The following is a 23,445-nucleotide window of genomic DNA, read 5'->3' on the forward strand; positions in this document are numbered from 1 at the left end:
GTCACGCAGCGGCGCGGATGCTCGGCTCGAATAGAACCGCACGGTCACGGCCGGAATCCTTTGCAGTATAGAGCGCGGCGTCGGCCATTTTGAACAGATCGGTCAGTGAGCACTGGCGTTCCCCGACGGCGGCAACGCCGATGCTCACCGTCAGCGATATCCGTTCGCCGCCACATTCCACCGTAAGACCGTGTACGACATTGCACAGGCTCTCCGCCATCGCGAGAGCCTTGCTTGCAGCCGTCTTTGGCAGGTACGCTCCGAACTCTTCTCCACCCAATCGGCCGAAGCGGTCGCCAGGCCGCAGGTTGCGACGGATCGCCTCGACAAACGATACAAGAACAGCGTCACCGGCATCATGGCCGAAGCGGTCGTTTACCTGTTTGAAAAAGTCGAGATCCATCAACAACAGCGCGTTGCCCTCGAGCGCCGTGCGCGGCATGCGCGACATGAACCAGCGCCTGTTGCCGACGCCCGTCAGCATGTCGGTCTCGGCAGCACACCGCAATTCCGCTTCGGTCCGTTCGGTGACAAGGATGATGACGAACAGCGCAATTGCGAATTGGCACATGATGCGCAAGAAGAAGGCCCATATCGGCGTCATAGGCGCGACGTCAGGAACAAGAAGGCCCACGATCACGAGCAGGGCCAGCAACGCGCCAAGCGCGATTGGGATGGCAAGCAAGAGCCGGACCGGCAATCGCTCGCGTGCACGATCTCGCAATACGCACACCGCGGATGCTGCAAGCGACGCAAATGCAAAGCCGTTGCCGATGGTGCCGCGCATATAACCCACGACATGAAATTGCGTCACGAACGCAAGGATCGCCACAACGGCCGGAATGGCAAGGGCCCACCAGTCCATGCGCCGTTGCTTGCCGCTGCTCAATCCGCGAATGCCGATCCAGAACAATGCGTATCCGGTGACACCCAAGGTAACGCTGCCGAATCCCCAAACAGGAACCGACAGAAGATGCTGTTCTCCCAATCCAGCAAGCGCCGACGCCAAAGCCAGTGAGAAGTAACTCGCGGCAAGCGCTCCCAACCCTTCACCGCTGCGCGACTGAAGACGCATGTAAATGAAGCACAGAGCACCTACCAGGAACGAACATTGGTGCAGCAGGAGAACGGTCGCCAAGTCGAGATGAATGGTCATGATCCCGAAAACATCAGAGTCAGAGAAGTTGGGCCGACAGATAGGCGACAGTTGTTAGCGAAGATTGAATTGCCCGCCTGCAAAAAAGAACCCGCCGTTTCCGACGGGTTCTTTTTTCAGCAATAGGTAGATCGGAGGCTTACTTGCAGGCGCCGCAGAAGCGCTGAATGCGCTTGCAGGCTTCCTCGAGCAGGGCTTCCGACGTCGCGTAGGAGATGCGGAAGTTCGGGCCGAGGCCGAAGGCCGAGCCATGAACGACGGCAACGCCTTCGCTCTCCAAAAGTTCAGACACGAAGTCTTCGTCCGTCTCGATGACCTTGCCCGATGGCGCGGTCTTCCCGATCAAGCCGGCGCAGGACGGATAAACGTAGAAGGCGCCTTCCGGCGACGGGCATGTGATGCCCTTGGCCTGGTTCAGCATCGATACGACGAGGTCGCGGCGGCCTTCGAAGATCTTCTTGTTGGCGGGAATGAAATCCTGCGTGCCGTTCAGCGCTTCGACGGCGGCCCACTGGGCAATCGAGGTTGCGCCGGAGGTCTGCTGGCCCTGGATCATGTCCATCGCCTTGATGAGCTGCAGCGGGCCGGCTGCGTAACCGATACGCCAGCCGGTCATGGCATAGGCCTTGGAGACGCCGTTCATCGTCAGCGTGCGGTCGTAGAGCTTCGGCTCGACTTCCACAGGCGTGACGAACTTGAAGTCGCCATAGGTCAGATGCTCGTACATGTCGTCGGTCAGAACCCAGACATGCGGATGCTTGAGCAACACGTCCGTCAGCGCCTTCAGCTCGTCCTGCGTATAGGCAGCGCCGGACGGGTTGGACGGCGAGTTGAAGACGAACCACTTCGTCTTCGGCGTGATCGCCTTGTCGAGATCGGCCGCCTGGAGCTTGAAGTTGTTTTCCTGCGTTGCCGAAACGATGACAGGCGTGCCGCCGCATAGCGATACCATTTCCGGGTAGGACACCCAGTACGGCGCCGGGATGACGACTTCATCGCCCGGGTTTAGCGTCGCCATGAAGGCATTGAAGAGGATCTGCTTGCCGCCGGTACCGACGATCGTCTGCTCCCAGGAGTATTCCAGGCCGTTCTCGCGCTTGAACTTCGCGGCGATCGCCTTGCGCAGCTCAGGGATACCGGAAACCGGCGTGTACTTTGTCTCGCCGCGGTTGATCGCGTCGATGGCGGCCTTCTTGATATTGTCTGGCGTATCGAAATCCGGCTCGCCGGCGCCGAGGCCAATCACATCGCGTCCTTTTGCTTTCAGCTCGCGCGCTTTCTGGGAAACGGCGATGGTGGCTGAAGGCTTCACACGGGAAAGAGCATCGGCAAGAAAGGCCATGATATCGGTCCTATACGGTTGATTTGGGCAGAAGGCCGGGACCGGAATTCTGCGCTAAGCTCTATGTCCAATGTGAGCAGGCATTTCAAGCGCAAAGGCGTGATGGTGCCAATGATTCTTCGTGATCGGTCGGCTCATGCGATTGCCGATTCGCGACATCGCCCGCTTAGCCCGATGAATCATTTTGCGAAGTACCTGAAGCAGTTTCTGAAGAGAGCCCGATTTACGCCCTGAAATCAAAAACTTCGCCTTTTTCAGGCTTTGCCACGAATTGGCCGCAACAAATGCCGCGGCATGCCGCAATTCGGTCGCGAGCGCGCCGAGATCGAAGCCGCATTTTGTTGCATCCGACATTGGTTATTGAGGGCATACCCATGTTTCTGGAAGACGAACTTGTCATAAGGCGCCTTCGCGCCCATCGTGTATCCATCTCACTGCTGGTTGCATTCGTGGCTTTCGCCGCGTCGATCCTTATGACGTTCGGCCTCGTCACGACGGTTTACGCCGAAGAAGGTCAGCAGAAGGTCGAGCAGCTCGCTGGTCTCGTTCGACCGAACGACGTCAACAGCGGCTCGCTCCTCTTTCCCGCCAAGGAACCCGGTTACTTTGTCGAGGCACCGCGCCTGAAGACCGATGTGCAGATGGACGTGTCCGGGCCCATCGCCCGCGTCAAGGTCACGCAGCGCTTCCAGAACCCAAGCAAGGGTTGGGTCGAGGGCACTTACGTCTTTCCGCTTCCGGAAAACGCCGCGGTAGACGTGCTGAAGATGCAGATCGGCGAGCGCTTCATTGAGGGTCAGATCAAGCCGCGCCAAGAAGCGCGCGAGATCTACGAACAGGCAAAGGCGGAAGGCAAGAAGGTTGCCCTTCTCGAGCAGCAGCGCCCCAACATTTTTACCAACCAGGTCGCCAACATCGGCCCGGGCGAAACGATTGTCGTGCAGATCGAATACCAACAGGCTATCCATCAGTCAGGCGGCGAGTTCTCGCTGCGCTTTCCGATGGTCGTCGCCCCGCGCTACAATCCCGCGCCGATCGTCCAGACCGTGGAATTCAACAATGGCGCCGGTTTCGCGGTCCCGACTGACCCGGCGGATAATCGCGAGAGGATCGAGGCGCCGGTTCTCGATCCCCGCGAAAACGCCAAGATCAATCCCGTCGCGCTTACCGTCAATCTCAAGGCCGGTTTCCCACTCGGCGACGTAAAGTCCTCCTTCCACAACGTAGAAATAAAGCAGGACGGCGACCAGAACCGGATGATCTCGCTCAAAGGTGAGAGCGTTCCTGCTGACAAGGACTTCGAACTCACCTGGAGGGCTGCGCCGGGCAAAGCGCCAAGCGCCGGCCTTTTCCGTGAGGTCATCAACGGCAAGACCTATCTGCTCGCCTTCGTTACACCGCCGGCAACCCCTGATGCATCCTCGCATGCGGCCAAGCGCGAAGTCGTCTTCGTCATCGACAATTCCGGCTCCATGTCTGGCCCGTCGATCGAGCAGGCCAAGGAAAGCCTGGCGCTTGCCATCTCGAAGCTCAATCCCGACGATCGCTTCAACGTCATCCGCTTCGACGACACGATAACCGACTACTTCAACGGCCTCGTTGCCGCTTCACCCGACAATCGTGAGAAGGCCATTGCCTACGTTCGCGGACTGACCGCCGATGGCGGCACCGAAATGCTGCCGGCACTGCAGGATGCGCTGCGCAACCAGGGTCCTGTCGCAAACGGCGCGCTTCGCCAGGTCGTGTTCCTGACGGATGGCGCAATCGGCAACGAACAGCAGTTGTTTGGCGAAATCAGCCAGAACCGCGGCGACGCTCGCGTCTTCACCGTCGGCATCGGCTCGGCCCCGAACTCCTATTTCATGACCAAGGCCGCCGAGATGGGTCGCGGCACCTTCACCCAGATCGGGTCCGCGGACCAGGTCGCGAGCCGCACGGGAGAGCTTTTCGCGAAGCTGCAAGCCCCGGCAATGACCGATATCGCGGCAACCTTCGAAGGTATAAAGGCCGAGGACATCACCCCGAATCCGATGCCTGACCTCTATGCGGGCGAGCCGGTCGTCCTGACAGCCGAACTGCCGGAGGAAAAACCCGCCGGCAAGCTGCATATCATCGGCAAGACCGGCCTTCAGCCCTGGCACGTCGACATGGATATCGCAAATGCCGCCAATGGCCAGGGCATCTCGAAGCTCTGGGCGCGGCGCAAGATCGATGATCTCGAAGCCCGTGCCTACGAACGGGAAGACCGCGCTTCGCTCGACAAGGACATCGAGGCAATAGCGCTCGCCCACCACCTTGTCTCGCGCGTGACCAGCCTCGTCGCAGTCGACGTCACACCGGCGCGTCCGACCGGCGAACCTGTCGGCTCCGCGAAGTTGCCGCTGAACCTGCCCGACGGCTGGAATTTCGAGAAGGTCGTTGGCGAAGAAGCGCTGCCCGCACCTGCCAGCCCGCCCGATCATGCGATGGCAACGCCCCAGCAGGAATTTGCCCAGCTTGCGGCATCGCGTATGGCTGCCGCGCCGACTGCGAAGGCCGCCGGGCTGATTGCGCAGAAGTCTGCATCGGTAAAGCTGCCACAAACGGCAACGCGAGCAGACGAGCAGATCGTCCGCGGCATCTTCATGCTTCTCGCCGCACTGATCGCAGCAAGCGGGCTCGCCATCTGGCGCCGGCGCGTGCGCGGCGTCTTCGCAGGAGCCAAGCAATGACGCCAGTGAGCTCGCGAGCAGGAGTTCGAAACCACGAAGCGGAGGAGTTCGGTCCGCTTCCAACCTATCTCGAGCTCGCCATGGCAACCGCGGCGGCGACTGCTTACGATACGACGACGGGACAGGAAAGCCGCACGCTGTTGCCCCGTCTCTCCATTGTTGAAAAGGCCATTGCCGTAAGCATCGCGGCGCTTGCGCTCTACGGAACGCTGTTGGTCGCCGACGGGCTCTACATCAAGGCCAAGGCGAACCTCTCGCAAATTCTCCTGAAGAGGGCCTTTGCCGCCGAACTTCGCGGCGAAGACACCAAGCCGTGGCCCTGGGCGGATTTTACAACCGAAGCGGAGGTCTCCGCACCTCGTCTCGGCAAGCACGCGATTGTCCTTTCGGGCGCCTCCGGAGAGGCGCTGGCCTTCGGCCCTGCCTGGCTCGCCGACACGCCCCAACCCGGCGATGAGGGAACGTCTGTCATCGCCGCCCACCGCGACACCCATTTCCGCTGGCTGAAGGATGTTAAACCCGGTGATGAGATCGAGGTTACGCGTCGTGACGGCAAGGTGCTGACGTTCAAGGCAGGCGAAGGTCGCGTCGTGCCGTGGGACCAGAGCGGCATTGATCCGGCAGCGCAAGGTCGCCATCTCATACTCGCGACTTGCTGGCCTTTCGGCGCGACGGAACGCGGCCCGCTGCGCTATATCGTAGAAGCGGAACTCGTTGATCCGCAGCCAGCCGCCACTGTGCCATCGTCAAACACAAAGCCGTTATCCGGGGGCAAATGAGGTTGAAGCAGATGGCCGACGCTCCAGGTTGACCCGGACAGAAATTGGGACGGACCATGACGACACTTGCAAGGCTTCGATACGGGCTCTTTTTCGCAACCGCAGTGTTGGCCGCTGCCCCAAGCCTCTCCGCCGATATCGTCAAGACGAAGACCGTCGAGTTACAGGTCGATACGATTGTGACGGGACTCGATCATCCCTGGGCGGTCGAGGTTCTCCCAGATGGTTCCTACCTCGTCACCGAGCGACCGGGGCGGTTGCGGATAATCCGTGACGGCAAGCTCTCGGCTCCCATCGGAGGCATACCTGATGTCAATGCCCGCGGCCAAGGAGGCCTGATGGACGTCGCGCTCGCGCGTGATTTTGCAACGAGCCGCAAGATATTCCTAACCGCTGCGACTAGCGCCAAGGGCGGCTCCGGAACCGAGGTATTCAGCGCGACGCTGTCAGAGGACGGAACAAAGCTGAACGATGTTAGATCCATCTTCGCGATGAAGCGCTTCACCGGTGGCAATATCCAGTACGGCTCACGAATCGCCTTCGCCAAGGACGGCTCGCTGTTCATCAGCATCGGCGACCGCGGCGACAGGGATCGTTCACAGGACTGGAAGGATGACGCCGGCTCCATCATCCACATCAACGCCGATGGCAGCATTCCTGACGACAATCCCTTCAAGGACGGAGCCAAGGCGCTTCCTGAAATATGGTCGAAAGGTCATCGCAATCCGCAGGGCATCGCCTTTGATGCCGCCGACGACAAGCTTTACACGGTAGAGCACGGCGCGCGCGGCGGTGACGAAATCAACCACATAGAGCCCGGCAAAAACTACGGCTGGCCGATTATCACCTATGGCCGTGATTATTCCGGCGCCGAGATCGGCGAAGGAACCGCCAAGGAAGGACTTGAGCAACCCCTTTACTATTGGGACCCGTCCATCGCGCCGGGGGCACTGGCCATATACCACGGCAAGATGTTCCCTGAATGGGATGGCAACTTCCTCGTCGCGGCGCTGAAATTCCAGCTGCTTTCGAGAATGCAGCGCGACGACAGCGGAGCCTTCGTCGCCGAGGAGCGGATATTCGATGGCTCCTATGGCCGCATGCGTGACGTGGTCGTTGCGCCCGATGGCGCCCTGCTGATCCTCACGGACGAGGACGATGGTGCCTTGCTGAGAGTGTCGCGAGCGCCGGCCAACAATGGCTGATGCAAAGTCTAGAGACCGGCGCGCAGTTCCTTTCGGATCACGAACTTAAGGCCGGACCATGTCTCGTCTATGGCGCAGACTTTGACATCGACCATTCCCAAAGGCAGGAAAATCGCTCGCAGCAGATCTTCGGTGATTGTCGTCGGCACCCGTGCCGCTTTCTTGGGCCAGGAAATCCATAGCATCCCATCGGGTTTGACAACGCCCGAGAGAACTGGTGCCATCTCCTCTAGGGCCGACCGGCGGGTTTCAAAAACGTGGCCGTAGTCAAAGCGACGCTCGATCATCGATGGCAGAGCAGTCTCGACGGAGGAGAAATGATCAAAGGCTTGAATTTCGGCGATCTCGGGCACAGCGATCAGAAGTGCCGCCTGCCCGTCCCTCAGACCCAGCTTTCGTGTCAGCGAACTGCCCGAATACCCCGCCGGCGCAGCATCCCCTTGCTGTCGCAGCGCATCCTTTTCGCCCGGCAATGAAACCGCTTTCCTTGTCATTCGTTTTTTGCTCTCAGGCGCCAGCGCAGTGGCGACATTCTTCACCCTTGCCCAAACGAAAGGCAACTGTTAACGCTCGGCCATACTCTCCCGCTCCCGCACCGAGGACGAAATGACGCGCATTCAGGCGAACCTCCTTCTATTGCTTGCAGCTGCCATCTGGGGCGGTGGCTTTGTCGCGCAGTCGACGGCAATGAAGGCGATCGGTCCGTTCTGGTTCATCGGCCTGCGCTTCATGATCGCGGCTGTGGCGGTTCTGCCGTTCATGCTGTTTGAGGCACGCAAGGCGCCGGTCAAGACCGCGCCGCGCCATCTCAAGCTCTACCTGTTGACCGGTCTTGCGCTGTTCGGTGGCGCCACCACCCAGCAGATCGGCCTGCAGACGACGACCGTGACGAACTCGAGTTTCATCACCGGGCTCTACGTCGTGATCGTCCCCTTGATCGCCGTCGTCGTCCTTCGCCGCTCCCCGCACTGGATCATCTGGCCGGGTGCAATCATGGCCGTTTCCGGCATCTATTTGTTGTCAGGCGGACAACTCTCGGCACTGACGACCGGCGACTTACTTACGGTCGTTTGCGCAATCTTCTGGGCCGGACAGATCACCCTGGCGGGCACCACGGTATCGGACACCGGTCGTCCGCTTGCACTCTCGGCCGCCCAGTTTGCCGTGACCGCCGCCTGCGCGCTTGCCGTTGCCGTCATCGCGGAACCGATCAGCTGGGAGGCGGTCTGGGCGGCCGCTCCCGAGATCCTTTATGTCGGCCTCTTCTCCTCCGGTGTCGCCTTTTCGCTGCAGATCATCGGCCAGCGCTACACCACTCCATCGCAAGCAGCGATCTTCCTGTCTTCGGAAGCGCTCTTCGGCGCCTCTCTCGGCGCCCTGCTCTTGGGCGAAACCATGCCGCCACTCGGCTACGCCGGCTGCGCGTTGATGTTTACCGCTATGCTTCTGGTTGAAGTCGTGCCCGAAATAGCGCGCCGTCGTGCTTCGGACAGACTGAAACCGAGCCCAAATTTGGGTTGAATGTCCCGAAAAGAAAAAAACTTTAGCTTTTGCGTAGTCGCGCTATTGTTGCATTTTTGGCAAAATCTGCTCCCAAACTATATTGCCAACGATATAAAGCCTTGATCCGCGGCGGCTAACGACCAATTTTTTGCTCAAGACGCGCGAAAATGCCGCTCAGAGAGGCGTATCTGCACAGAGGCGTTAAAAAACTTTTGCTTGCCAAAACTTAATAATCGCAGCACTCTCACCGTGTTCGGGCATTTTGCGAGCATGGGAAGTCCTTAGGAATGTGCGCGCCGGAGACGCTAATATTCCGGTCAACCGGTTCCAATAAAGCGGGCGTCAGTTTCGCGGGGAATGTGGTTGAGCTAGAGGGGACCTTTTTCTCACATTTCAATGATTGCCTGCTAACGTCTCCGCGAGGAGGCAATATCAGTGATGCTGCCCGTGTGGATGGCGGGCAGAGATAAAAGGACCTGACGCATGGCCGAGACTGGCACTGTAAAATTCTTCAATACCGACAAAGGTTTTGGCTTCATCAAGCCGGACAAGGGCGGGGCGGACATCTTTGTACACATTTCTGCCGTTCAGGCTTCAGGCTTGGCCGGACTGACGGAAAATCAGAAGGTTAGCTTCGACACGGAGCCGGACCGCCGCGGCAAGGGCCCTAAGGCTGTCAACCTGCAGATTGCAGGCTGAGCCTCCAGCCAACGTTGTCAATTCGAGTTGAAGCCCGGCAGCGATGCCGGGTTTTGTCATTCAGCCTGCATTCACCTCGCGGCCCTTACCTTGCCATCATCAAGGTGCAGAACCGGAATCGGTTTAAACAGGGAAAGACAAATGAACAGGCTTGCGAAAACGCTCCTAATGACGGCAACCGCTGCAGCCCTCACGGTATCATCGATCGGCGTTGCATCGGCAGGTGATTGGCACCGCCACCACAGCGACGACGCACTTGTGGGCGGCGCCGTCGGCCTCGCAACGGGCCTGATCGTCGGCTCTGCCATTGCCAGCGCGCCGCGCTATGACGAGCCGCGCTACATCGATCCGCCGGTCTATGAGCCGGAATATGAAGCCGTTCCGGTTTATCGCGCTCCCCCGCCTCGTTACTATCGTCCGGTCGCTGACATCGAGCCCTGGACTCCGCAGTGGGAGCGCTATTGCTCTTATCGCTATCGATCGTTCGATCCGGCCAGCGGCACGTTTATCGGCAATGACGGTCGCAGCCACTTCTGCAACGCCGGCTGATAGCCTGAACGCATGGTCAGACACGAAGCGCCGCCTTTCAGCGGCGCTTTTTTGTTTTTGATGCTCAGATCCCCTGCAGGAAGGGATTGCTGCGTCGCTCGTCGCCGATCCGGCTGCCCGGCCCGTGCCCGCAAATGAAGCCTACGTCATCGCCCAGCGGCAAAACCTTGTCGCGGATCGAATCGAGCAATTGCTGGTGGTTGCCCCCCGGCAGATCAGTTCGACCAATCGAGCCGTTGAACAGGACGTCGCCCAGATGGGCAAAGTTCTGTGCGCGGTTGAAATAGATAACATGGCCCGGCGCGTGGCCTGGCGTGTGATAGACTTCGAACTCGTGAGTGCCGAAGGAAACCTTGTCGCCATCCTTCAGCCAGCGGTCGGGAACGACATTCTGCATGCCTGGCGGAAGGCCATATTTCTGCGCCTGCGCCTCGACCCGCTGCAACAGGGGAAGATCGTCCTGATGCGGGCCGACGATATCAATACCCAGAGCCTCCTTGAGCTCCTTCGCACCGCCGGCGTGATCAAGATGGCCGTGCGTCAGCCAGATTTCCTTGATGCTGAAACCGTTCGACTTGATGGCCTCTAGGATCGCCGGCACGTCCCCGCCTGGATCGACCACGACGCCCTCCTTCGTCTCAGGATCGAAGAGGATCGTGCAGTTCTGCTGGAAGGGTGTCACCGGAATAATACCGGCCTGGAGCATGCCCATGAGTGCCTCGCTTCTCTCTCTCTGTTCCGTGTCCCTATAGTCCGAAACGGCGTCGCGCACAGCCCACGATTTATAGAAGCAAAGGCCGTCAATGCCCCCACACCCGGGACTTCGGCACCGGTTCCGTTTGAATTTAACACATTGATACAATCGTTTACCGGCGAGACTGTGGGCGCGGGAACATCACCATCAACCAAACGTTACCTGCCTGTAGAAGACAAGGAGAAACGAGATGACCTTGAAGCGAAATCTGTTCCTGGCGGGCGCGATCGTCGTGGGAAGCGCCGGTCTTGCCCAGGCGGACATGGTTGCCACGGCCATCAACGATCTGAACGTTCGTGCCGGCCCCGGCCCGCAGTATCCTTCCATCGGCATAGCGACGCGCGGCTCGCAGACAATCCTGGACGGCTGCATCCAGGGAAGCCGTTGGTGCCGCGTTGACGTCAATGGCGTCCGTGGGTGGGTCTATGCGCAATATCTGCAGGTTGAACAAGGTGGCAGCAGCGTCATTGTCGAGCAACACCAGGCCGACCTCGGCGTGCCTATCGTCACCTATGAGACGACGGCAAGCATCGCTCCTGACCCGGCTCCAGGGGACGAACTGTTGGGACCTGTTGGTTCTATCGAGGCGATCAGCCCGCCTGAGACCGTCACGACTTATGTTCAAACCAATCCGGCCCGGACCGTCCGCCTCCGTGGTGATGTGGTCGTCGGCGCGTCGGTACCCGACAGCGTGACGTTCCAGGAAATTCCGGACTATCAGTATCGATATGTCCGCATCAACGATCGGCCGGTCCTTGTGGATCCCGGTACCCGTCGCATCGTTTACGTCTACAACTGACTATGGTGGACAGTTGGAAAAAGGCGCCTTCGGGCGCCTTTTCTTTTGACGGCAGCATGGAAAACTTTCACGCGTGGGTTGCTCTCCATTCCACTTTACATTCAATCATGATAAGATACTGCAATTCAGACGATATCCCCTGCTCCCGGTCGGACGTCGGATCGCCTGTAGGGCTGGCGATCTTCTCGGACCACCCAGCCGGCAGAGGCGTTTTGAGGAAACGCGAAGGAGGGAAATCGTGGAAGCCTTATTGCCCATCATCACGCAGGCGATAGCAGGCGCCGTCGGCGGCAACGTCGCAAGCGGAGCGCTGAAACAGGTTGCAATCAATGCCGTTGCCCGAACGATCGCCGGCGCTATCGGCGGCATGCTGCTCAGCATGGTAGGTGGTGAAGCCGCAATGACCGGCCTCATTGCCGACGGCATCGGCGGCTTGATCGGCGGCGGTATCCTGTCGACGATCGTCGGCGCCGTAGCAGCTCGCGCAAGATAAACAGGGCGTCAAGAAAGCGGCCGAGCTCGCAAGGAACCCGGCCGCTCCTGTCAGCGAAGATCACTCGGCTGCCGTGGCTGCCCGAGATACCTCTTCCGTTAATCGTTCATCTGCATTTCGCTGATCGTCCCGGCCTAATTTATGTGGGCTGATTTCCAAAACCGACGTCACTTCGGCCAACCGTCATAGGCGCGCGACCTCCTCCGAACATCGCGCTCGCGTAGTACAGCCCGTGGGTCAATATGTGGATCTTTGCGTCTTCACGGCACGAACGTGCCGTTGGACCAGATTTCGCCGTCCAATTGGTCAAAGGGTTACTGAAGTCACGTCGCACTCCTCCGACGCCCGCACGCCATTGCTGTTGATTGTTGTCCTCGATACGTTTTATCCACTGGCGCAGCGGAACATTACGCATTGTAGTGAAGTTTGCGAAGTCAGGCCAAATTTCCATTGGAAATGGCGTCCTCTCTTCCGGCTTCGCAACGCATAGGGAAGCTAGCAACAGCACAAAGATACGTCACTAATGCTGACATATTTTTTCGAGGACTTCCCGGAAGGTGCGCAGCAAGAAAGGAAATGCCAAATTGGCACGCCAGACGAACCCGAAGGCGGGCAAGCCCGAACCGCTCAAAATGCCGATGGAAAACACCGAAACCATCGATTTCGAGATCATCGAGCTTCTGTTCTTTTCCTATCGCGACTTCGTTTCCGATCCTGACGCCATTCTTGCGGAGATCGGCTTCGGGCGGGCGCACCACCGTGTCGTTCATTTCGTTAACCGCAACCCGGGCATGACGGTTGCCGATCTGCTGGATACGTTGAAGATTACCAAGCAGAGTCTTGCAAGAGTGCTCAAACAACTCATCGATTCGGGGTATATTCGACAGATTGCGGGGCCTGAAGACAGGCGGCAGCGCAAGCTCTATCCTACCACGATGGGGCGCAAGCTTGCTCTTGCTCTGGCAGAGCCGCAATCGCGCCGTATTGAGAGAGCATTCGACGGGGCTTCCCCGGAGGTACGGGAGGGCATAAAGGCCTTTCTGAGAGGTATGCGAAACAGACCAAACTCGAGAGCGGATTGAATGGCGACAAAGACAGTGATTTCGGACGACGCTGCGCACTTGCTTGTTGTGGATGACGACACGCGTATCCGCGCTCTGCTCAACCGCTATTTGACCGAGAACGGGTTCAGGGTGACGGTAGCCGCGGATGGCGCTGAGGCACAACGCAAGCTCGCCGGCCTGGATTTCGACCTGATCATCATGGACGTGATGATGCCGGGAGATTCGGGGATCGAGGTGACCAAGGGCCTGCGCACAATCAAGAACGTGCCGATCATCATGCTGACAGCGCTTGCGGAATCGGGCAGCCGCATCGCCGGACTGGAGGCTGGCGCAGACGACTATCTGGCAAAACCCTTCGACCCGCGCGAACTCGTGCTGCGCGTCAATAATATCCTACGCCGCAATGTCTCGAACGATGCGCCGAAGATCGAACAAGTGATGTTCGGACCATATACCTTCTCCCTGACGCGTAAGGAGTTGAAAAAAGCCTCCGAAGTGGTCCGGTTGACGGATCGCGAGCAGGAAATCATGCTGCTGTTCGCCAAGCGCGCTGGCGATACCATTCCGCGACATGAGCTCATCGGTAACGATGTTGATGTCGGCGAGCGCACCATCGATGTGCAGATCAATCGCCTGCGGCGCAAGATCGAGGATGACCCCGCAAATCCGGTCTGGCTGCAGACGGTTCGTGGTATAGGATACCGATTGAGCATCGATTGACAGTCGCAACCGCAGGACCGGCGACCATATGGTGACATTCGACTCTCTTCGGCGCGACGACCGCTCGCCCGCCCGCGGATGGCGATGGATGATACGCAGGCTACGGCTCTATCTGCCGACCGGTCTCTATGTTCGGTCGTTGCTGATTATCATTATCCCGATGGTGCTGTTGCAGTCCGTCGTCGCCGCCGTGTTCATGGAGCGCCATTGGCAGATGGTGACGCAGCGCCTTTCGGCGGCGGTCACGCGCGATATAGCGGCGATCATCCAGATCATCGAGACCTACCCGCAGGATACGGATTACAGCGAAGTCACCCGCATCGCACGCGACCAGATGAACCTGCAGATCTCGATCGAACCGGACGGCGATCTGCCGCCGCCGCGCACAAAGCCCTTCTTCTCCATCCTCGACGGAATCCTGAGCGACGAGATCAGCGACCAGGTCAAGCGCCCGTTCTGGATCGACACATTGGGCGATTCCAATCTCGTCGAGATCCGCATCAAGCTCGAGGATAAGATCCTTCGCGTGCTGGCAAGGCGCAGCTCGACCTACGCCTCCAACACACACATCTTTATCGTCTGGATGGTCGGCGCCTCGCTAGTGTTGATCGGCATATCAATCCTGTTCCTGCGCGGACAGATTCGACCGATCCTTGCGCTGGCGAACGCAGCCGAAAGCTTCGGCAAGGGCCAAAAAGCTGACAATTTTCACCCGCGTGGCGCAGACGAGGTTCGGCGTGCCGGCCTCGCCTTCATTCTGATGCGAGAGCGCATCGAGCGGCAGATCGAGCAGCGCACAGCGATGCTGACCGGTGTCAGCCACGATCTGCGCACGATCCTGACGCGTTTCAAGCTGCAATTGGCGCTCGCCGGCGACAATCCCGACCTGCATGGCCTCAACGACGATGTCAACGATATGCAGTCGATGCTTGAGGCCTACATGGCGTTTGCCCGAGGCGAGGTCGAAGAGGATGTCGGCGACATGAAGCTCAGCGAGCTTTTCGCTCGATTGGAGGCAGACTTCGAGCTTCACGACGGCAAGGCGCTTACCTACTCGATCGAAGGCGACGATGAGATCTTGGTGCGCCCGAACGCCTTCACGCGTCTTGTGACCAACCTCGCCTCCAATGCCCGCCGCTACGCCAACACGCTCGATATCAACGCTAAGCACAGCGCCAAGTGGCTGACGGTAACCTTTGACGACGATGGCCCGGGGATTCCCGAGAAGAACCGCGAGGATGTCTTCAAACCGTTCTTCCGGCTCGACGAAGCACGGAATCTCGATGCCTCCGGCACCGGCCTCGGCTTGGCAATCGCCCGCGACATCGCCCGAAGCCATGGCGGCAACGTCACGCTCGGCGACAGTCCCCTCGGCGGCCTACGGGCGACCGTCCGCCTACCCGCGTGAGAACAGATGACGATCGATCTCAATCGAATGAAATGGCTGAACCCGCCGTCTCGCTGTGAAGACCGCGACGGTGAGTTGCATGTCTGGTCCGGACACAAAACCGATTTCTGGCAGGGAACTTATTACGGTTTTCATCGCGACGACGGACATTTTCTGCACCGTCAGCGACAAGGTGACTTCACCGCCGAGGTTTCCTTCTCGGGACACTACCAGGAACTCTACGACCAGGCCGGCCTCATGGTACGGGCTAACGCAAAGCATTGGATGAAATGCGGGATCGAATATACCGATGGCGCCAAGCATTTCAGCGTCGTCGCGACCAATGGCAATTCCGATTGGTCAGCCTTTCGGATCGACCACCCATTCGAGCGTATGGGCGTGCGGGTGACACGAAACGGCGATGCCCTGTTCATTCAGTACAAGACAAACCGCATGGAAGACTGGCGCATGGCACGCCTTGCATGGTTTGATCCGGCATTTACGGAAATTTCCGTCGGCCCCACGTTCTGCTCGCCGCAACGCGCCGGCTTCGAAGCCGTATTTCACGATTTCTCGCTCACCGATCCGCTGTCGCGCGAGATCCACTGATCACATCAGTTTCTTGCCGTTCGGCACGGGCTTGTCGGTCACCGCAAGAACGATGGCGCCCGCCTCATCCTCGAACCCGAGCGTCAGGACTTCCGAACGAACCGGGCCGATCTGTCGCGGTGGAAAGTTGACCACGGCGAGAACCTGCCGGCCGACAAGGCTCTCGGGCGTATAGTGAACCGTGATCTGGGCCGACGACTTCTTGAGGCCGATGTCAGGCCCGAAGTCGATCAGCAGCTTGAAGGCCGGCTTACGGGCTTCCGGGAACGGACTTGCCTCGACGATCGTACCGACACGGATGTCGACACGCTCGAAGTCGGCATAGGTGATTTCGTCGGTCATGTTCTTGATGCCCTCAGCCGGCAAGCTCTTCGGCGCGCTTGCGCGCTGCGGCAAGGGCCTTGTCGAAAAGCGGCTGCATCGCATCGTCGGCCATCAGCACGGAAAGCGCCGCAGCCGTCGTGCCGCCCGGCGATGTCACGTTCTGCCGAAGCCGCGAGGCGTCGTCGGGGGACTGGTGCAAAAGCTCACCAGCCCCCGCGACTGTTTCCCGTGCAAGGCGCATGGCAAGGTCCGCCTGCAAGCCAAGTTTACGGCCTGCCTCTGCCATACACTCGACGAGATAGAACACATAAGCCGGCCCGCTTCCTGACAGAGCCGTGACGGCATCGATATCCGCTTCGGTCGGAACCCATTCCACCGGACCGGATACACGCAACAGAGAATCGACTTGCCCTCGCTGCGCATCCGTGACGCGCGCATTGGCAAACGCGCCCGTGACGCCGCGACCGACCATGGCCGGCGTATTCGGCATGGCGCGCACCATCGCGGACTCGCCGAGATGCCTTTCAAGGAACGACAGCGTCTTGCCGGCAGCGACCGAAACAACGACGGTTTCCGGCCCCACCGTTCCCTTGACCGGAGGTAGCACGACATCCATCACTTGCGGCTTGACCGCAAGGAAAAGAACGCCTGCCGTTAGCCCAGCGGGAGCCGAGGTAACATGGGTCACGCCGGCATCGTTGATCGTCTTCAGCATCAGGTCCGAGGGGCCAGGATCGATGACGACGATAGAAGAACCAGGCACGCCGCTCTTCAGCCAGCCGGAGAGCATTGCGCCTCCCATATTGCCGGCACCGATGAGAACGACAGGACCTGAAGCTGCAGATGACATTTACGCCTCGCCGACGGTTTCGAAGAGAACCGCTTCCATCGCGCGGTTCGCGTCCATGCCGGACCAGATCACGAACTGGAAGGCCTGATAATACGCCTCGCAGGTGTCCAACGCACTAGCGAGCAGAACCTCGACCTGTCGATTGGTCGGCTCGGCACCTCCGGCAAGCAGCAGCGACTGCCGGAAGATGATGACATCTTCCTGGCGCCACAGATCAAAGTGTCCCATCAGGACCTGACCGTTGATTGCCGCCAAAAGCTTGGTGACTTCGTTGACACGCTGTTCGGGAACCTTGACGTCGAAGGCGCAGCCAAGGTGCAGCGCCTCAAACTCTTCCATCCAGGAAAAGGAAACGTGGTAGTCGGTCCACTTCCCTTCAACCGTCATCGCAATCTCGTCATCGCCCGACCGCTCGAAAGACCAGTCGTTATTGGCGGCGACGTACTCGATCATATCGACCGGGTTCGACTGACGCTCGACTTCCAATTCCATGAGGCTCATGCAGCACCTTCTTGACCGGAGTGAATGCGAACCAACTTCGTCAACGAGACACAAGGAGAACACACGCAACAGCCGGAACCACCAACCCTGATGACCGTTGAACCGCTACCAGACTTAACGCAGTCAAACCTGCCTGGAGCTTACCAACCGCTTCGAATCATCATTTAAAATCAGTGTATAATGGGCTAGGCGACGCGCCAGCCCCTTAGCGCCGTTTTAGGGAACGGCACTGTGGAAAGCTTTTCGGATTTCCATTCAGAAGGAGGGTTTAAATGACTCTGCCCATTGATCTTTTTGGCAGTGTCCACAGGTGGATAACGGCACCTGGTTTTTAGGCCGCAGCCGCGGCGTGTCTCATAAAGGTCACACCACGGCCTGTGTCACAATGGGAATTACTTACCCTTAGCCGCAAGCTTGGCTTCAAGGGCGGCGATACGGGCAAGCAGCGCATCATTTTCATCACGCGCCTTGATCGCCATTTCGCGCACGACCTCGAACTCTTCGCGCTTGACGATATCGAGCGTATTCAACCAGCGCTCGGCCTGCGCATTGAATGCTGTCTCGATTTCCTTGCGCACACCCTGGGCAGCGCCGGCCGCATCCGTCATCAGCTTGGCGAACTCGTCCATGATGCGGTTTGCTCCAGTCGTCATGGCGGTTTTCTCCCTTTGCTATAGACCAGTTAGCGCCACTTCGGCGCGCCTCGAGAATGAGGTAGGGCTTCGCCACCAAGGATGCAAGCGGTTTGCTCTGGATAAGCCTTCCGGCAGCCGCGCGATCGTCAACAATCGACTTGACCGGTTTTGATCCCAGCGCCATCTTCCGCCCACACCGAGCTTGGCGCGCCTTTAGAAAGTCGCAAAGGACGCCTTGAACTGAAGCGCGTTGACGTCCGATCGAATACTCCATGGGACTCACGCCAGCGAATGGGAAAACCTTGCCGACAGTAGCCAATCTTATGGCGATCATGCCGTTCCCCGAGATCGACCCGATCGCCTTTTCGCTCGGCCCACTCTCAATTCACTGGTACGGACTGGCCTATGTCGCCGGCATCATGCTCGGCTGGTACTATGCGCGCCAGCTCGCCGGAAACGACAAACTGTGGCCGGGTGACGCTTCCCCGATTACCAAAGTGCAACTCGACGATTTCATCATCTGGGTCGCGCTCGGCATCGTTCTCGGCGGGCGCATCGGATACATCCTCTTCTACGATCTACCGTCGGTTATCGAGAGCCCGATTCGGGCGATCCAGATATGGAACGGCGGCATGTCGTTCCACGGTGGATTGACGGGCACTACCATCGCGATGATCATCTTCGCCCGTCGCAACAGCGTACCGATCTGGAGCCTCTTCGATATCGTCTCGGCGGTCGTCCCGATCGGCCTATTCTGTGGCCGTATCGCCAACTTCATCAATGGTGAGCTTTGGGGCCGTTTGACCGATGTGCCGTGGGGCATGGTCTTCTGCAACCAATATATCGAGCGGGCCAACGGCTACTGCCCCGGCGGCGACTTTGTTCGCCACCCCAGCCAGCTCTACGAGGCAGGCCTCGAGGGCATCGTGCTGCTTCTGGTTCTGGCAGCGCTGATCTATGGTTTCCGTGCCCTGAAGACCCCTGGCTTTGTCACCGGCGTCTTCGTTTGCGGCTATGCACTATCTCGCATTCTCGTTGAATTCTTCCGCGAACCGGATGCCCAGCTGGGCTACCTGCTGGGCACCAATTGGCTCACCATGGGCATGGTGCTTTCCACGCCGATGGTACTGCTGGGAATCTGGGCCATGCTTCGAGCCCGCCGTCAGGCCGCGCTTCAGCACTGACCGCAGCTGGACAGGAGGGAGATACATGAGCACCGCGCTCGGTGAGAAGATCAAGGCTATCATTCAGGCGAACGGCCCGATCAGCGTCACGGACTTTTTCTCGCTGTGCCTCGCCGATCCTGAACATGGTTACTACAAGACCCGCGAACCCTTCGGAAGCTCAGGCGACTTCGTGACCGCACCGGAGGTGAGCCAGCTTTTTGGCGAGATGATCGGCGTCTTCATCGTCCATGCCTGGCAGCGACACGGAACGCCCACCGGTGTCCGTCTTGTCGAAATCGGCCCCGGTCGCGGCACGATGATGTCGGATATGCTGCGCGTCATTGCCCGGATCGCGCCACCGCTTTTCGAAGACATGACAGTGCACCTCGTCGAGACAAGCGGGCGCCTGCGCGACATCCAGCAGGAGACGCTAGCGTCCCACGGCCACAAGGTCAGCTGGCATCAGGGTTTCGATGAGATCCCGCCGGGATTTTCGCTCGTCGCTGCGAACGAGTTGTTCGATGCGATTCCGATCCGTCAGTTCGTGAGGACGCCGGCGGGCTTCCGTGAACGAATGGTCGGTATCGACGCCGCGGGCGAACTGACGTTTGGTGTCGGTGTGGCAGGGATCGATTCCGGCCTCCTCCCCTGGCCGGAAGCGGACGTGCTCCCGGGAACAATCTTTGAAGTCTCGCCGGCACGCCAGTCGGTGATGCTCGCCATCTGCGACCGGCTGAAAGAACATGGCGGGACGGTTGTCGCCATCGACTACGGGCACCTCGTGAGCGGCTATGGCGACACGCTGCAGGCGGTGCGCATGCATGAGTATGATCCGCCGCTGGCCCACCCCGGCGAAGCGGACCTGACGAGCCATGTCGATTTCCAGGCATTGGCGCAGACCGCGACTTCGGCCGGTGTCTACGTCAACGGCATGCTCCACCAGGGCGATTTTCTCGTCGGCCTCGGCATTCTCGATCGCGCCGCCGCGCTTGGCCGGGATCGCGAAGCACATATGCGGCAAATTATCCAGACGGCAGTCGACCGGCTGGCGGGCGAAGGTGAAGGCCGTATGGGCGAACTCTTCAAGGTGCTGGCGGTCTCACACCCCGCCGTGGATTTGATGCCTTTCCGTTCAGTGGATTGACAGCGCGAGCACCACTGGGCCAACATCCGCCGCGGTCGACTAGGCTTCGCCATCGGTAATGGCGCCCAGGCAATTCAAGCAATCTCGGAAGTTTTAATGACGCAAGCAGCATCTCCGGCACCGATCCAAAGCGCGCTGCTGAAAGAGGCAACCGGTGACGCGATTCTCCACGGCTATTTCACCCGGCAAGGCGGCGTATCGGATGGCATCTATCGCGGCTTGAACGTCGGCCTTGGCTCGAATGACGAACGCGAGAAGGTTCAGGAGAACCGCCGCCGCGTGGCAAGCTGGTTCGAGTTGCCTGTCGAGCGCCTCGCTACCGTACACCAGGTCCACTCCCCCGATGTGGTCATTGTTGACAAGGACTATGATGGCTCCCGCCCCGCAGCCGATGCGATGGTGACCGCAACTCCGGGCATAGCGCTTGGCGTGCTGGCTGCCGATTGTGGACCAATTCTCTTCGCCGATTCGGAAAACGGTGTCATCGGCGCCGCTCACGCCGGGTGGAAAGGCGCTCTTACCGGCGTGCTAGAAAATACGATCGACGCGATGGTCCGACTAGGCGCAAAGCGCGAGGCAATCGTAGCCTGCCTCGGCCCATCGATCAGCCAGGCAAGCTACGAGGTCGGCCCGGAATTCGTTGAACGCTTCGTCACACAGGATCCATCTTACGGGCGCTACTTCGTACCCTCCGGAAAGCCGGGGCACGCGATGTTTGACCTGCCGGCCCTGACGGTCGATCGGCTGCGCGCCGCCGGTATCCGCGCAGAAAGCCTGGGGCTCTGCACTTATCCCGACACCGAGCGTTTCTTCTCTTATCGCCGGACCACACATAACAAGGAGCCGGATTACGGCCGGCAGATTTCTGCAATTGCAATCAGGGAGATTTAAGAGGCATGGCCCTGCACTTCGACAGACCCGAATTCGCCGTCCGCCTCGCACGTCTGACAGACAAGATGCGCGAAGAGAAGCTGGATGCCCTGCTGCTCTTTGCCCAGGAAAGCATGTACTGGCTGACCGGCTATGACACCTTCGGCTACTGCTTCTTCCAGACACTTGTCGTCAAGGCCGATGGGACGATGGCGCTGATCACGCGTTCCGCCGACCTGCGCCAGGCCAAGCACACCTCCATCCTGGAAAATGTCCAAATCTGGGTCGACCGCGTCAATGCCGACCCGACCGTCGACCTCCGGAACCTGCTCGTTGAGATGGACCTGCTCGGCGCCAGGATCGGCGTCGAATATGATACCCACGGCATGACGGGCCGCATTGCCCGGATGCTCGATGCGCAGTTGACGTCCTTCGGCCAGATCGTCGACGCATCCTATCTCGTTAGCCACCTGAGGCTGATCAAGAGCCCGGCCGAGGTCGCATATGTCGAACGCGCCGCGGTGTTGGCTGACGATGCGCTGGATGCGGCACTCGCGCTGACCACGCCGGGCGCAGATGAATCCGACATTCTGGCCGCCATGCAGGGTGCTGTATTTGCGGGCGGCGGCGACTACCCCGCCAACGAGTTCATCATCGGCTCTGCCGAGGATGCCCTCCTCTGCCGCTACAAGGCCGGCCGCCGCAAACTGGACCCGAACGATCAGTTGACGCTCGAATGGGCGGGCGCCTACGCCCACTACCATGCGGCAATGATGCGAACCATCGTCATCGGCGAACCGAGCTATCGCCACCGCGAACTCTACAACGCCTGCTTCGAAACGATCCAGGCGATCGAAACGGTCCTGAGGCCGGGCCACAGCTTTGGCGACGTGTTCGATATGCATGCGAAGATCATGGACGAGCGCGGCCTGTCCCGCCATCGTCTCAATGCCTGCGGCTACTCGCTGGGCGCCCGTTTCTCGCCATCCTGGATGGAGCATCAGATGTTCCATGTTGGCAATCCGCAGCCGATCGAGCCGAGTATGTCGCTCTTCGTGCACATGATCATCATGGATTCCGACACTGGAACAGCGATGACTCTCGGGCAAACCTATCTGACGACCGACGACGCGCCACGCGTGCTTTCCCGGCAGTCTCTGGACTTCATCAACGTCTAGAGCGGCATGCTGAAAAGTGTGAGCGGTTTTCAGCTGAGATCCGCTCTATTCATTAGACGCAAACCATTGCGGGCAAGAATCCGGAATTGACACAGACCGGCGCCGGCCTTCATAAAGTGTGCGGGGCCGGCACTGGGAAGGATGTAACGAGGGATGACGCGAGTTGCGACTGCGCCAATGCTCCTTGCCTGCTTTGCCCTGACCGCCTGTAACACCACCGACGCCTTGGTCCCCCTGGTCGACATCGGTGATTCTTCCACAAACATGCGCTCGTCGCCGGTAACGCAGGGCGATGTGGAGCGCATGGCGGGAACCGCCCCCCGCCAGCAGGCCTTTGCCACCGAACAACGGTCGAACGGATATCATCCTGCCTACAATCAGACGGGCTATCGGCAAGGTTCCGGCGCACCGCCGACCACGATGGACGCCCAGGCTTTGGCGCTGGAAAACGACACCCGCTCGCCCGCGGCGGCCGCGCCGATCAAGGCTCAGACGCTGTCGGAGCCGATATCCAACGCCCAGGCCGAGGAAGAGGACATGGTGGAAGCGCCTGCTCGTGAGCCGCCGCGGCAGCAGACCCAGACGGCGACGCTGAACACCAGCGCATCGTCACGTAGCACGACCGTCCGCTTCCTGCCGATCATCGGTGCGCCGGTCCAAGCCGTCACACCGCTTTCGCGCCAACTCGGAGCCGAGGCGCGGTCACATGGGTTTTCGATCAAGAGCTCGAATGACAGCTCCAGCGCCTACATTCTGAAAGGATACCTCTCCGCCTTTTCCGACAGCGGTAAGGTGACCGTGGTCTACGTTTGGGACGTTCTCGACGGTGCAGGCGCACGCCTGCACCGCATTCAGGGACAGGAGAGCGTGCCCTCGGAAGCGCAGGACCCTTGGGCTGGCGTTCCGGCTTCGGTCATGCAGCAAATCGCCTCGAAAACCATCACCGAATTCTCGTCATGGCGTGATGCTCGCGGCGGTTAAGCCACAAGCTTTTTAGAAATATGAGC

The 23,445-nt window shown here is 59.6% G+C and carries 26 protein-coding genes and 1 pseudogene; 17 read left to right on the forward strand and 10 right to left on the reverse strand.

The window, feature by feature from the left end; genetic code table 11:
- Position 1: 1 nt before the first annotated feature.
- The 3 genes from NBG89_RS10570 to NBG89_RS10580 form a co-directional block, all read right to left on the reverse strand.
- Positions 2 to 1,156 carry a GGDEF domain-containing protein gene (locus tag NBG89_RS10570; protein ID WP_431319922.1) on the reverse strand — a complete coding sequence of 385 codons (1,155 nt, stop codon included), beginning with the start codon at positions 1,154 to 1,156 and terminating at the stop codon, positions 2 to 4.
- A gap of 139 nt (positions 1,157 to 1,295) precedes the next feature.
- The gene (locus NBG89_RS10575; RefSeq protein ID WP_431319923.1) at positions 1,296 to 2,498 is read right to left on the reverse strand and encodes a pyridoxal phosphate-dependent aminotransferase; all 1,203 of its coding nucleotides are present in this window, start codon (positions 2,496 to 2,498) and stop codon (positions 1,296 to 1,298) included.
- 54 nt (positions 2,499 to 2,552) lie between these two features.
- Positions 2,553 to 2,852: a hypothetical protein gene (locus NBG89_RS10580; protein ID WP_431319924.1), complete on the reverse strand. Its 300-nt coding sequence runs from the start codon at positions 2,850 to 2,852 to the stop codon at positions 2,553 to 2,555.
- A gap of 20 nt (positions 2,853 to 2,872) precedes the next feature.
- Between NBG89_RS10580 and NBG89_RS10585 the strand changes: the two genes are divergently transcribed.
- The 3 genes from NBG89_RS10585 to NBG89_RS10595 are packed head-to-tail and all read left to right on the forward strand — an operon-like array spanning position 2,873 to position 7,193.
- The gene (locus NBG89_RS10585; RefSeq protein ID WP_431319925.1) at positions 2,873 to 5,209 is read left to right on the forward strand and encodes a marine proteobacterial sortase target protein; all 2,337 of its coding nucleotides are present in this window, start codon (positions 2,873 to 2,875) and stop codon (positions 5,207 to 5,209) included.
- Positions 5,206 to 5,988 carry a class GN sortase gene (locus tag NBG89_RS10590; protein ID WP_431319926.1) on the forward strand — a complete coding sequence of 261 codons (783 nt, stop codon included), beginning with the start codon at positions 5,206 to 5,208 and terminating at the stop codon, positions 5,986 to 5,988. The genes NBG89_RS10585 and NBG89_RS10590 overlap by 4 nt, the downstream gene beginning before the upstream one ends.
- 56 nt (positions 5,989 to 6,044) lie before the next feature.
- Positions 6,045 to 7,193 (forward strand): PQQ-dependent sugar dehydrogenase, encoded by a 1,149-nt coding sequence (locus NBG89_RS10595; RefSeq protein ID WP_431319927.1) that lies wholly within the window; start codon positions 6,045 to 6,047, stop codon positions 7,191 to 7,193.
- 8 nt (positions 7,194 to 7,201) lie between these two features.
- Here NBG89_RS10595 and NBG89_RS10600 read toward each other — a convergent pair whose 3' ends face one another.
- Positions 7,202 to 7,687, reverse strand: a complete 486-nt coding sequence (locus NBG89_RS10600; protein WP_431319928.1) for a DUF3052 domain-containing protein — start codon at positions 7,685 to 7,687, stop codon at positions 7,202 to 7,204.
- Between the two features lie 112 nt (positions 7,688 to 7,799).
- Between NBG89_RS10600 and NBG89_RS10605 the strand changes: the two genes are divergently transcribed.
- The 3 genes from NBG89_RS10605 to NBG89_RS10615 all read left to right on the forward strand — a co-directional run bounded on the left by NBG89_RS10605 (position 7,800) and on the right by NBG89_RS10615 (position 9,944).
- Positions 7,800 to 8,714: a DMT family transporter gene (locus tag NBG89_RS10605; RefSeq protein ID WP_431319929.1), complete on the forward strand. Its 915-nt coding sequence runs from the start codon at positions 7,800 to 7,802 to the stop codon at positions 8,712 to 8,714.
- Positions 8,715 to 9,179: 465 nt separating this feature from the next.
- On the forward strand, positions 9,180 to 9,395 hold the full coding sequence (locus NBG89_RS10610) for a cold-shock protein (protein ID WP_007534130.1): 216 nt from the start codon (positions 9,180 to 9,182) through the stop codon (positions 9,393 to 9,395).
- Between the two features lie 141 nt (positions 9,396 to 9,536).
- On the forward strand, positions 9,537 to 9,944 hold the full coding sequence (locus NBG89_RS10615; protein ID WP_088695347.1) for a BA14K family protein: 408 nt from the start codon (positions 9,537 to 9,539) through the stop codon (positions 9,942 to 9,944).
- 64 nt (positions 9,945 to 10,008) lie between these two features.
- On the opposite strand, the gene NBG89_RS10620 is transcribed toward NBG89_RS10615, so the two are convergent.
- Positions 10,009 to 10,656, reverse strand: coding sequence for an MBL fold metallo-hydrolase (locus tag NBG89_RS10620; protein WP_431319930.1), 648 nt, complete (start codon positions 10,654 to 10,656; stop codon positions 10,009 to 10,011).
- A gap of 232 nt (positions 10,657 to 10,888) precedes the next feature.
- Here NBG89_RS10620 and NBG89_RS10625 point away from each other — a divergent pair, with 232 nt between their 5' ends.
- Positions 10,889 to 11,497, forward strand: coding sequence for a DUF1236 domain-containing protein (locus tag NBG89_RS10625; protein ID WP_431319931.1), 609 nt, complete (start codon positions 10,889 to 10,891; stop codon positions 11,495 to 11,497).
- Between the two features lie 238 nt (positions 11,498 to 11,735).
- Entirely contained in the window at positions 11,736 to 11,990 is a 255-nt protein-coding gene (locus tag NBG89_RS10630; RefSeq protein WP_431319932.1) for a hypothetical protein, read from the forward strand.
- 190 nt (positions 11,991 to 12,180) lie between these two features.
- On the opposite strand, the pseudogene NBG89_RS10635 reads toward NBG89_RS10630, so the two are convergent.
- Positions 12,181 to 12,292 (reverse strand): annotated as a pseudogene (locus NBG89_RS10635) (branched-chain amino acid aminotransferase); the annotation flags it as partial.
- Between the two features lie 282 nt (positions 12,293 to 12,574).
- Here NBG89_RS10635 and NBG89_RS10640 point away from each other — a divergent pair.
- The 4 genes from NBG89_RS10640 to NBG89_RS10655 are packed head-to-tail and all read left to right on the forward strand — an operon-like array spanning position 12,575 to position 15,770.
- The gene (locus NBG89_RS10640) at positions 12,575 to 13,072 is read left to right on the forward strand and encodes a MarR family winged helix-turn-helix transcriptional regulator (protein ID WP_431319933.1); all 498 of its coding nucleotides are present in this window, start codon (positions 12,575 to 12,577) and stop codon (positions 13,070 to 13,072) included.
- The gene (locus tag NBG89_RS10645; RefSeq protein WP_025581889.1) at positions 13,073 to 13,774 is read left to right on the forward strand and encodes a response regulator; all 702 of its coding nucleotides are present in this window, start codon (positions 13,073 to 13,075) and stop codon (positions 13,772 to 13,774) included. It begins immediately after the preceding gene.
- Between the two features lie 28 nt (positions 13,775 to 13,802).
- Positions 13,803 to 15,182 carry an ATP-binding protein gene (locus tag NBG89_RS10650; RefSeq protein WP_088695343.1) on the forward strand — a complete coding sequence of 460 codons (1,380 nt, stop codon included), beginning with the start codon at positions 13,803 to 13,805 and terminating at the stop codon, positions 15,180 to 15,182.
- 6 nt (positions 15,183 to 15,188) lie between these two features.
- Complete coding sequence (locus NBG89_RS10655; RefSeq protein ID WP_431319934.1) at positions 15,189 to 15,770, forward strand: DUF1349 domain-containing protein; 582 nt, start codon at positions 15,189 to 15,191, stop codon at positions 15,768 to 15,770.
- Here NBG89_RS10655 and NBG89_RS10660 read toward each other — a convergent pair whose 3' ends face one another.
- The 4 genes from NBG89_RS10660 to NBG89_RS10675 all read right to left on the reverse strand — a co-directional run bounded on the left by NBG89_RS10660 (position 15,771) and on the right by NBG89_RS10675 (position 18,098).
- Positions 15,771 to 16,112 carry a tRNA-binding protein gene (locus NBG89_RS10660; RefSeq protein WP_431319935.1) on the reverse strand — a complete coding sequence of 114 codons (342 nt, stop codon included), beginning with the start codon at positions 16,110 to 16,112 and terminating at the stop codon, positions 15,771 to 15,773. It lies immediately after the preceding gene.
- 13 nt (positions 16,113 to 16,125) lie between these two features.
- Positions 16,126 to 16,944, reverse strand: coding sequence for a pyrroline-5-carboxylate reductase (gene proC / locus NBG89_RS10665; protein WP_431319936.1), 819 nt, complete (start codon positions 16,942 to 16,944; stop codon positions 16,126 to 16,128).
- Complete coding sequence (locus NBG89_RS10670; RefSeq protein ID WP_007789996.1) at positions 16,945 to 17,445, reverse strand: YbjN domain-containing protein; 501 nt, start codon at positions 17,443 to 17,445, stop codon at positions 16,945 to 16,947.
- 392 nt (positions 17,446 to 17,837) lie between these two features.
- Positions 17,838 to 18,098, reverse strand: coding sequence for an accessory factor UbiK family protein (locus NBG89_RS10675; RefSeq protein WP_088695340.1), 261 nt, complete (start codon positions 18,096 to 18,098; stop codon positions 17,838 to 17,840).
- Positions 18,099 to 18,382: 284 nt separating this feature from the next.
- Between NBG89_RS10675 and lgt the strand changes: the two genes are divergently transcribed.
- From lgt to NBG89_RS10700, 5 genes are all read left to right on the forward strand, one after another.
- The gene (gene lgt / locus NBG89_RS10680; protein ID WP_431322665.1) at positions 18,383 to 19,264 is read left to right on the forward strand and encodes a prolipoprotein diacylglyceryl transferase; all 882 of its coding nucleotides are present in this window, start codon (positions 18,383 to 18,385) and stop codon (positions 19,262 to 19,264) included.
- Positions 19,265 to 19,289: 25 nt separating this feature from the next.
- Positions 19,290 to 20,390, forward strand: coding sequence for a class I SAM-dependent methyltransferase (locus NBG89_RS10685; RefSeq protein ID WP_431319937.1), 1,101 nt, complete (start codon positions 19,290 to 19,292; stop codon positions 20,388 to 20,390).
- A 96-nt stretch (positions 20,391 to 20,486) separates the two neighbouring features.
- Positions 20,487 to 21,281 (forward strand): peptidoglycan editing factor PgeF, encoded by a 795-nt coding sequence (gene pgeF / locus NBG89_RS10690; RefSeq protein WP_431319938.1) that lies wholly within the window; start codon positions 20,487 to 20,489, stop codon positions 21,279 to 21,281.
- Positions 21,282 to 21,286: 5 nt separating this feature from the next.
- A complete protein-coding gene (locus NBG89_RS10695) occupies positions 21,287 to 22,438 on the forward strand; it encodes a M24 family metallopeptidase (RefSeq protein ID WP_431319939.1) in 1,152 nt (383 codons plus the stop codon).
- A 153-nt stretch (positions 22,439 to 22,591) separates the two neighbouring features.
- Positions 22,592 to 23,419 carry a hypothetical protein gene (locus NBG89_RS10700; RefSeq protein ID WP_431319940.1) on the forward strand — a complete coding sequence of 276 codons (828 nt, stop codon included), beginning with the start codon at positions 22,592 to 22,594 and terminating at the stop codon, positions 23,417 to 23,419.
- Positions 23,420 to 23,445 lie beyond the last annotated feature (26 nt).

Source organism: Rhizobium sp. YTU87027 (assembly GCF_050644135.1).
GTDB lineage: Bacteria > Pseudomonadota > Alphaproteobacteria > Rhizobiales > Rhizobiaceae > Rhizobium.

Coding starts and splice junctions, on each gene's coding strand:
- NBG89_RS10685 (WP_431319937.1), top strand. CDS start 19,290: ATGAGCACCGCGCTCGGTGAGAAGATCAAGGCTATCATTCAGGCGAAC.
- NBG89_RS10600 (WP_431319928.1), bottom strand. CDS start 7,687: ATGACAAGGAAAGCGGTTTCATTGCCGGGCGAAAAGGATGCGCTGCGA.
- NBG89_RS10605 (WP_431319929.1), top strand. CDS start 7,800: ATGACGCGCATTCAGGCGAACCTCCTTCTATTGCTTGCAGCTGCCATC.
- NBG89_RS10580 (WP_431319924.1), bottom strand. CDS start 2,852: ATGTCGGATGCAACAAAATGCGGCTTCGATCTCGGCGCGCTCGCGACC.
- NBG89_RS10625 (WP_431319931.1), top strand. CDS start 10,889: ATGACCTTGAAGCGAAATCTGTTCCTGGCGGGCGCGATCGTCGTGGGA.
- NBG89_RS10700 (WP_431319940.1), top strand. CDS start 22,592: ATGACGCGAGTTGCGACTGCGCCAATGCTCCTTGCCTGCTTTGCCCTG.
- NBG89_RS10590 (WP_431319926.1), top strand. CDS start 5,206: ATGACGCCAGTGAGCTCGCGAGCAGGAGTTCGAAACCACGAAGCGGAG.
- proC (WP_431319936.1), bottom strand. CDS start 16,944: ATGTCATCTGCAGCTTCAGGTCCTGTCGTTCTCATCGGTGCCGGCAAT.
- NBG89_RS10615 (WP_088695347.1), top strand. CDS start 9,537: ATGAACAGGCTTGCGAAAACGCTCCTAATGACGGCAACCGCTGCAGCC.
- NBG89_RS10570 (WP_431319922.1), bottom strand. CDS start 1,156: ATGACCATTCATCTCGACTTGGCGACCGTTCTCCTGCTGCACCAATGT.
- NBG89_RS10595 (WP_431319927.1), top strand. CDS start 6,045: ATGACGACACTTGCAAGGCTTCGATACGGGCTCTTTTTCGCAACCGCA.
- NBG89_RS10695 (WP_431319939.1), top strand. CDS start 21,287: ATGGCCCTGCACTTCGACAGACCCGAATTCGCCGTCCGCCTCGCACGT.
- NBG89_RS10655 (WP_431319934.1), top strand. CDS start 15,189: ATGACGATCGATCTCAATCGAATGAAATGGCTGAACCCGCCGTCTCGC.
- NBG89_RS10650 (WP_088695343.1), top strand. CDS start 13,803: ATGGTGACATTCGACTCTCTTCGGCGCGACGACCGCTCGCCCGCCCGC.
- NBG89_RS10670 (WP_007789996.1), bottom strand. CDS start 17,445: ATGAGCCTCATGGAATTGGAAGTCGAGCGTCAGTCGAACCCGGTCGAT.
- NBG89_RS10585 (WP_431319925.1), top strand. CDS start 2,873: ATGTTTCTGGAAGACGAACTTGTCATAAGGCGCCTTCGCGCCCATCGT.
- NBG89_RS10660 (WP_431319935.1), bottom strand. CDS start 16,112: ATGACCGACGAAATCACCTATGCCGACTTCGAGCGTGTCGACATCCGT.
- NBG89_RS10645 (WP_025581889.1), top strand. CDS start 13,073: ATGGCGACAAAGACAGTGATTTCGGACGACGCTGCGCACTTGCTTGTT.
- NBG89_RS10675 (WP_088695340.1), bottom strand. CDS start 18,098: ATGACGACTGGAGCAAACCGCATCATGGACGAGTTCGCCAAGCTGATG.
- NBG89_RS10620 (WP_431319930.1), bottom strand. CDS start 10,656: ATGGGCATGCTCCAGGCCGGTATTATTCCGGTGACACCCTTCCAGCAG.
- pgeF (WP_431319938.1), top strand. CDS start 20,487: ATGACGCAAGCAGCATCTCCGGCACCGATCCAAAGCGCGCTGCTGAAA.
- NBG89_RS10610 (WP_007534130.1), top strand. CDS start 9,180: ATGGCCGAGACTGGCACTGTAAAATTCTTCAATACCGACAAAGGTTTT.
- NBG89_RS10575 (WP_431319923.1), bottom strand. CDS start 2,498: ATGGCCTTTCTTGCCGATGCTCTTTCCCGTGTGAAGCCTTCAGCCACC.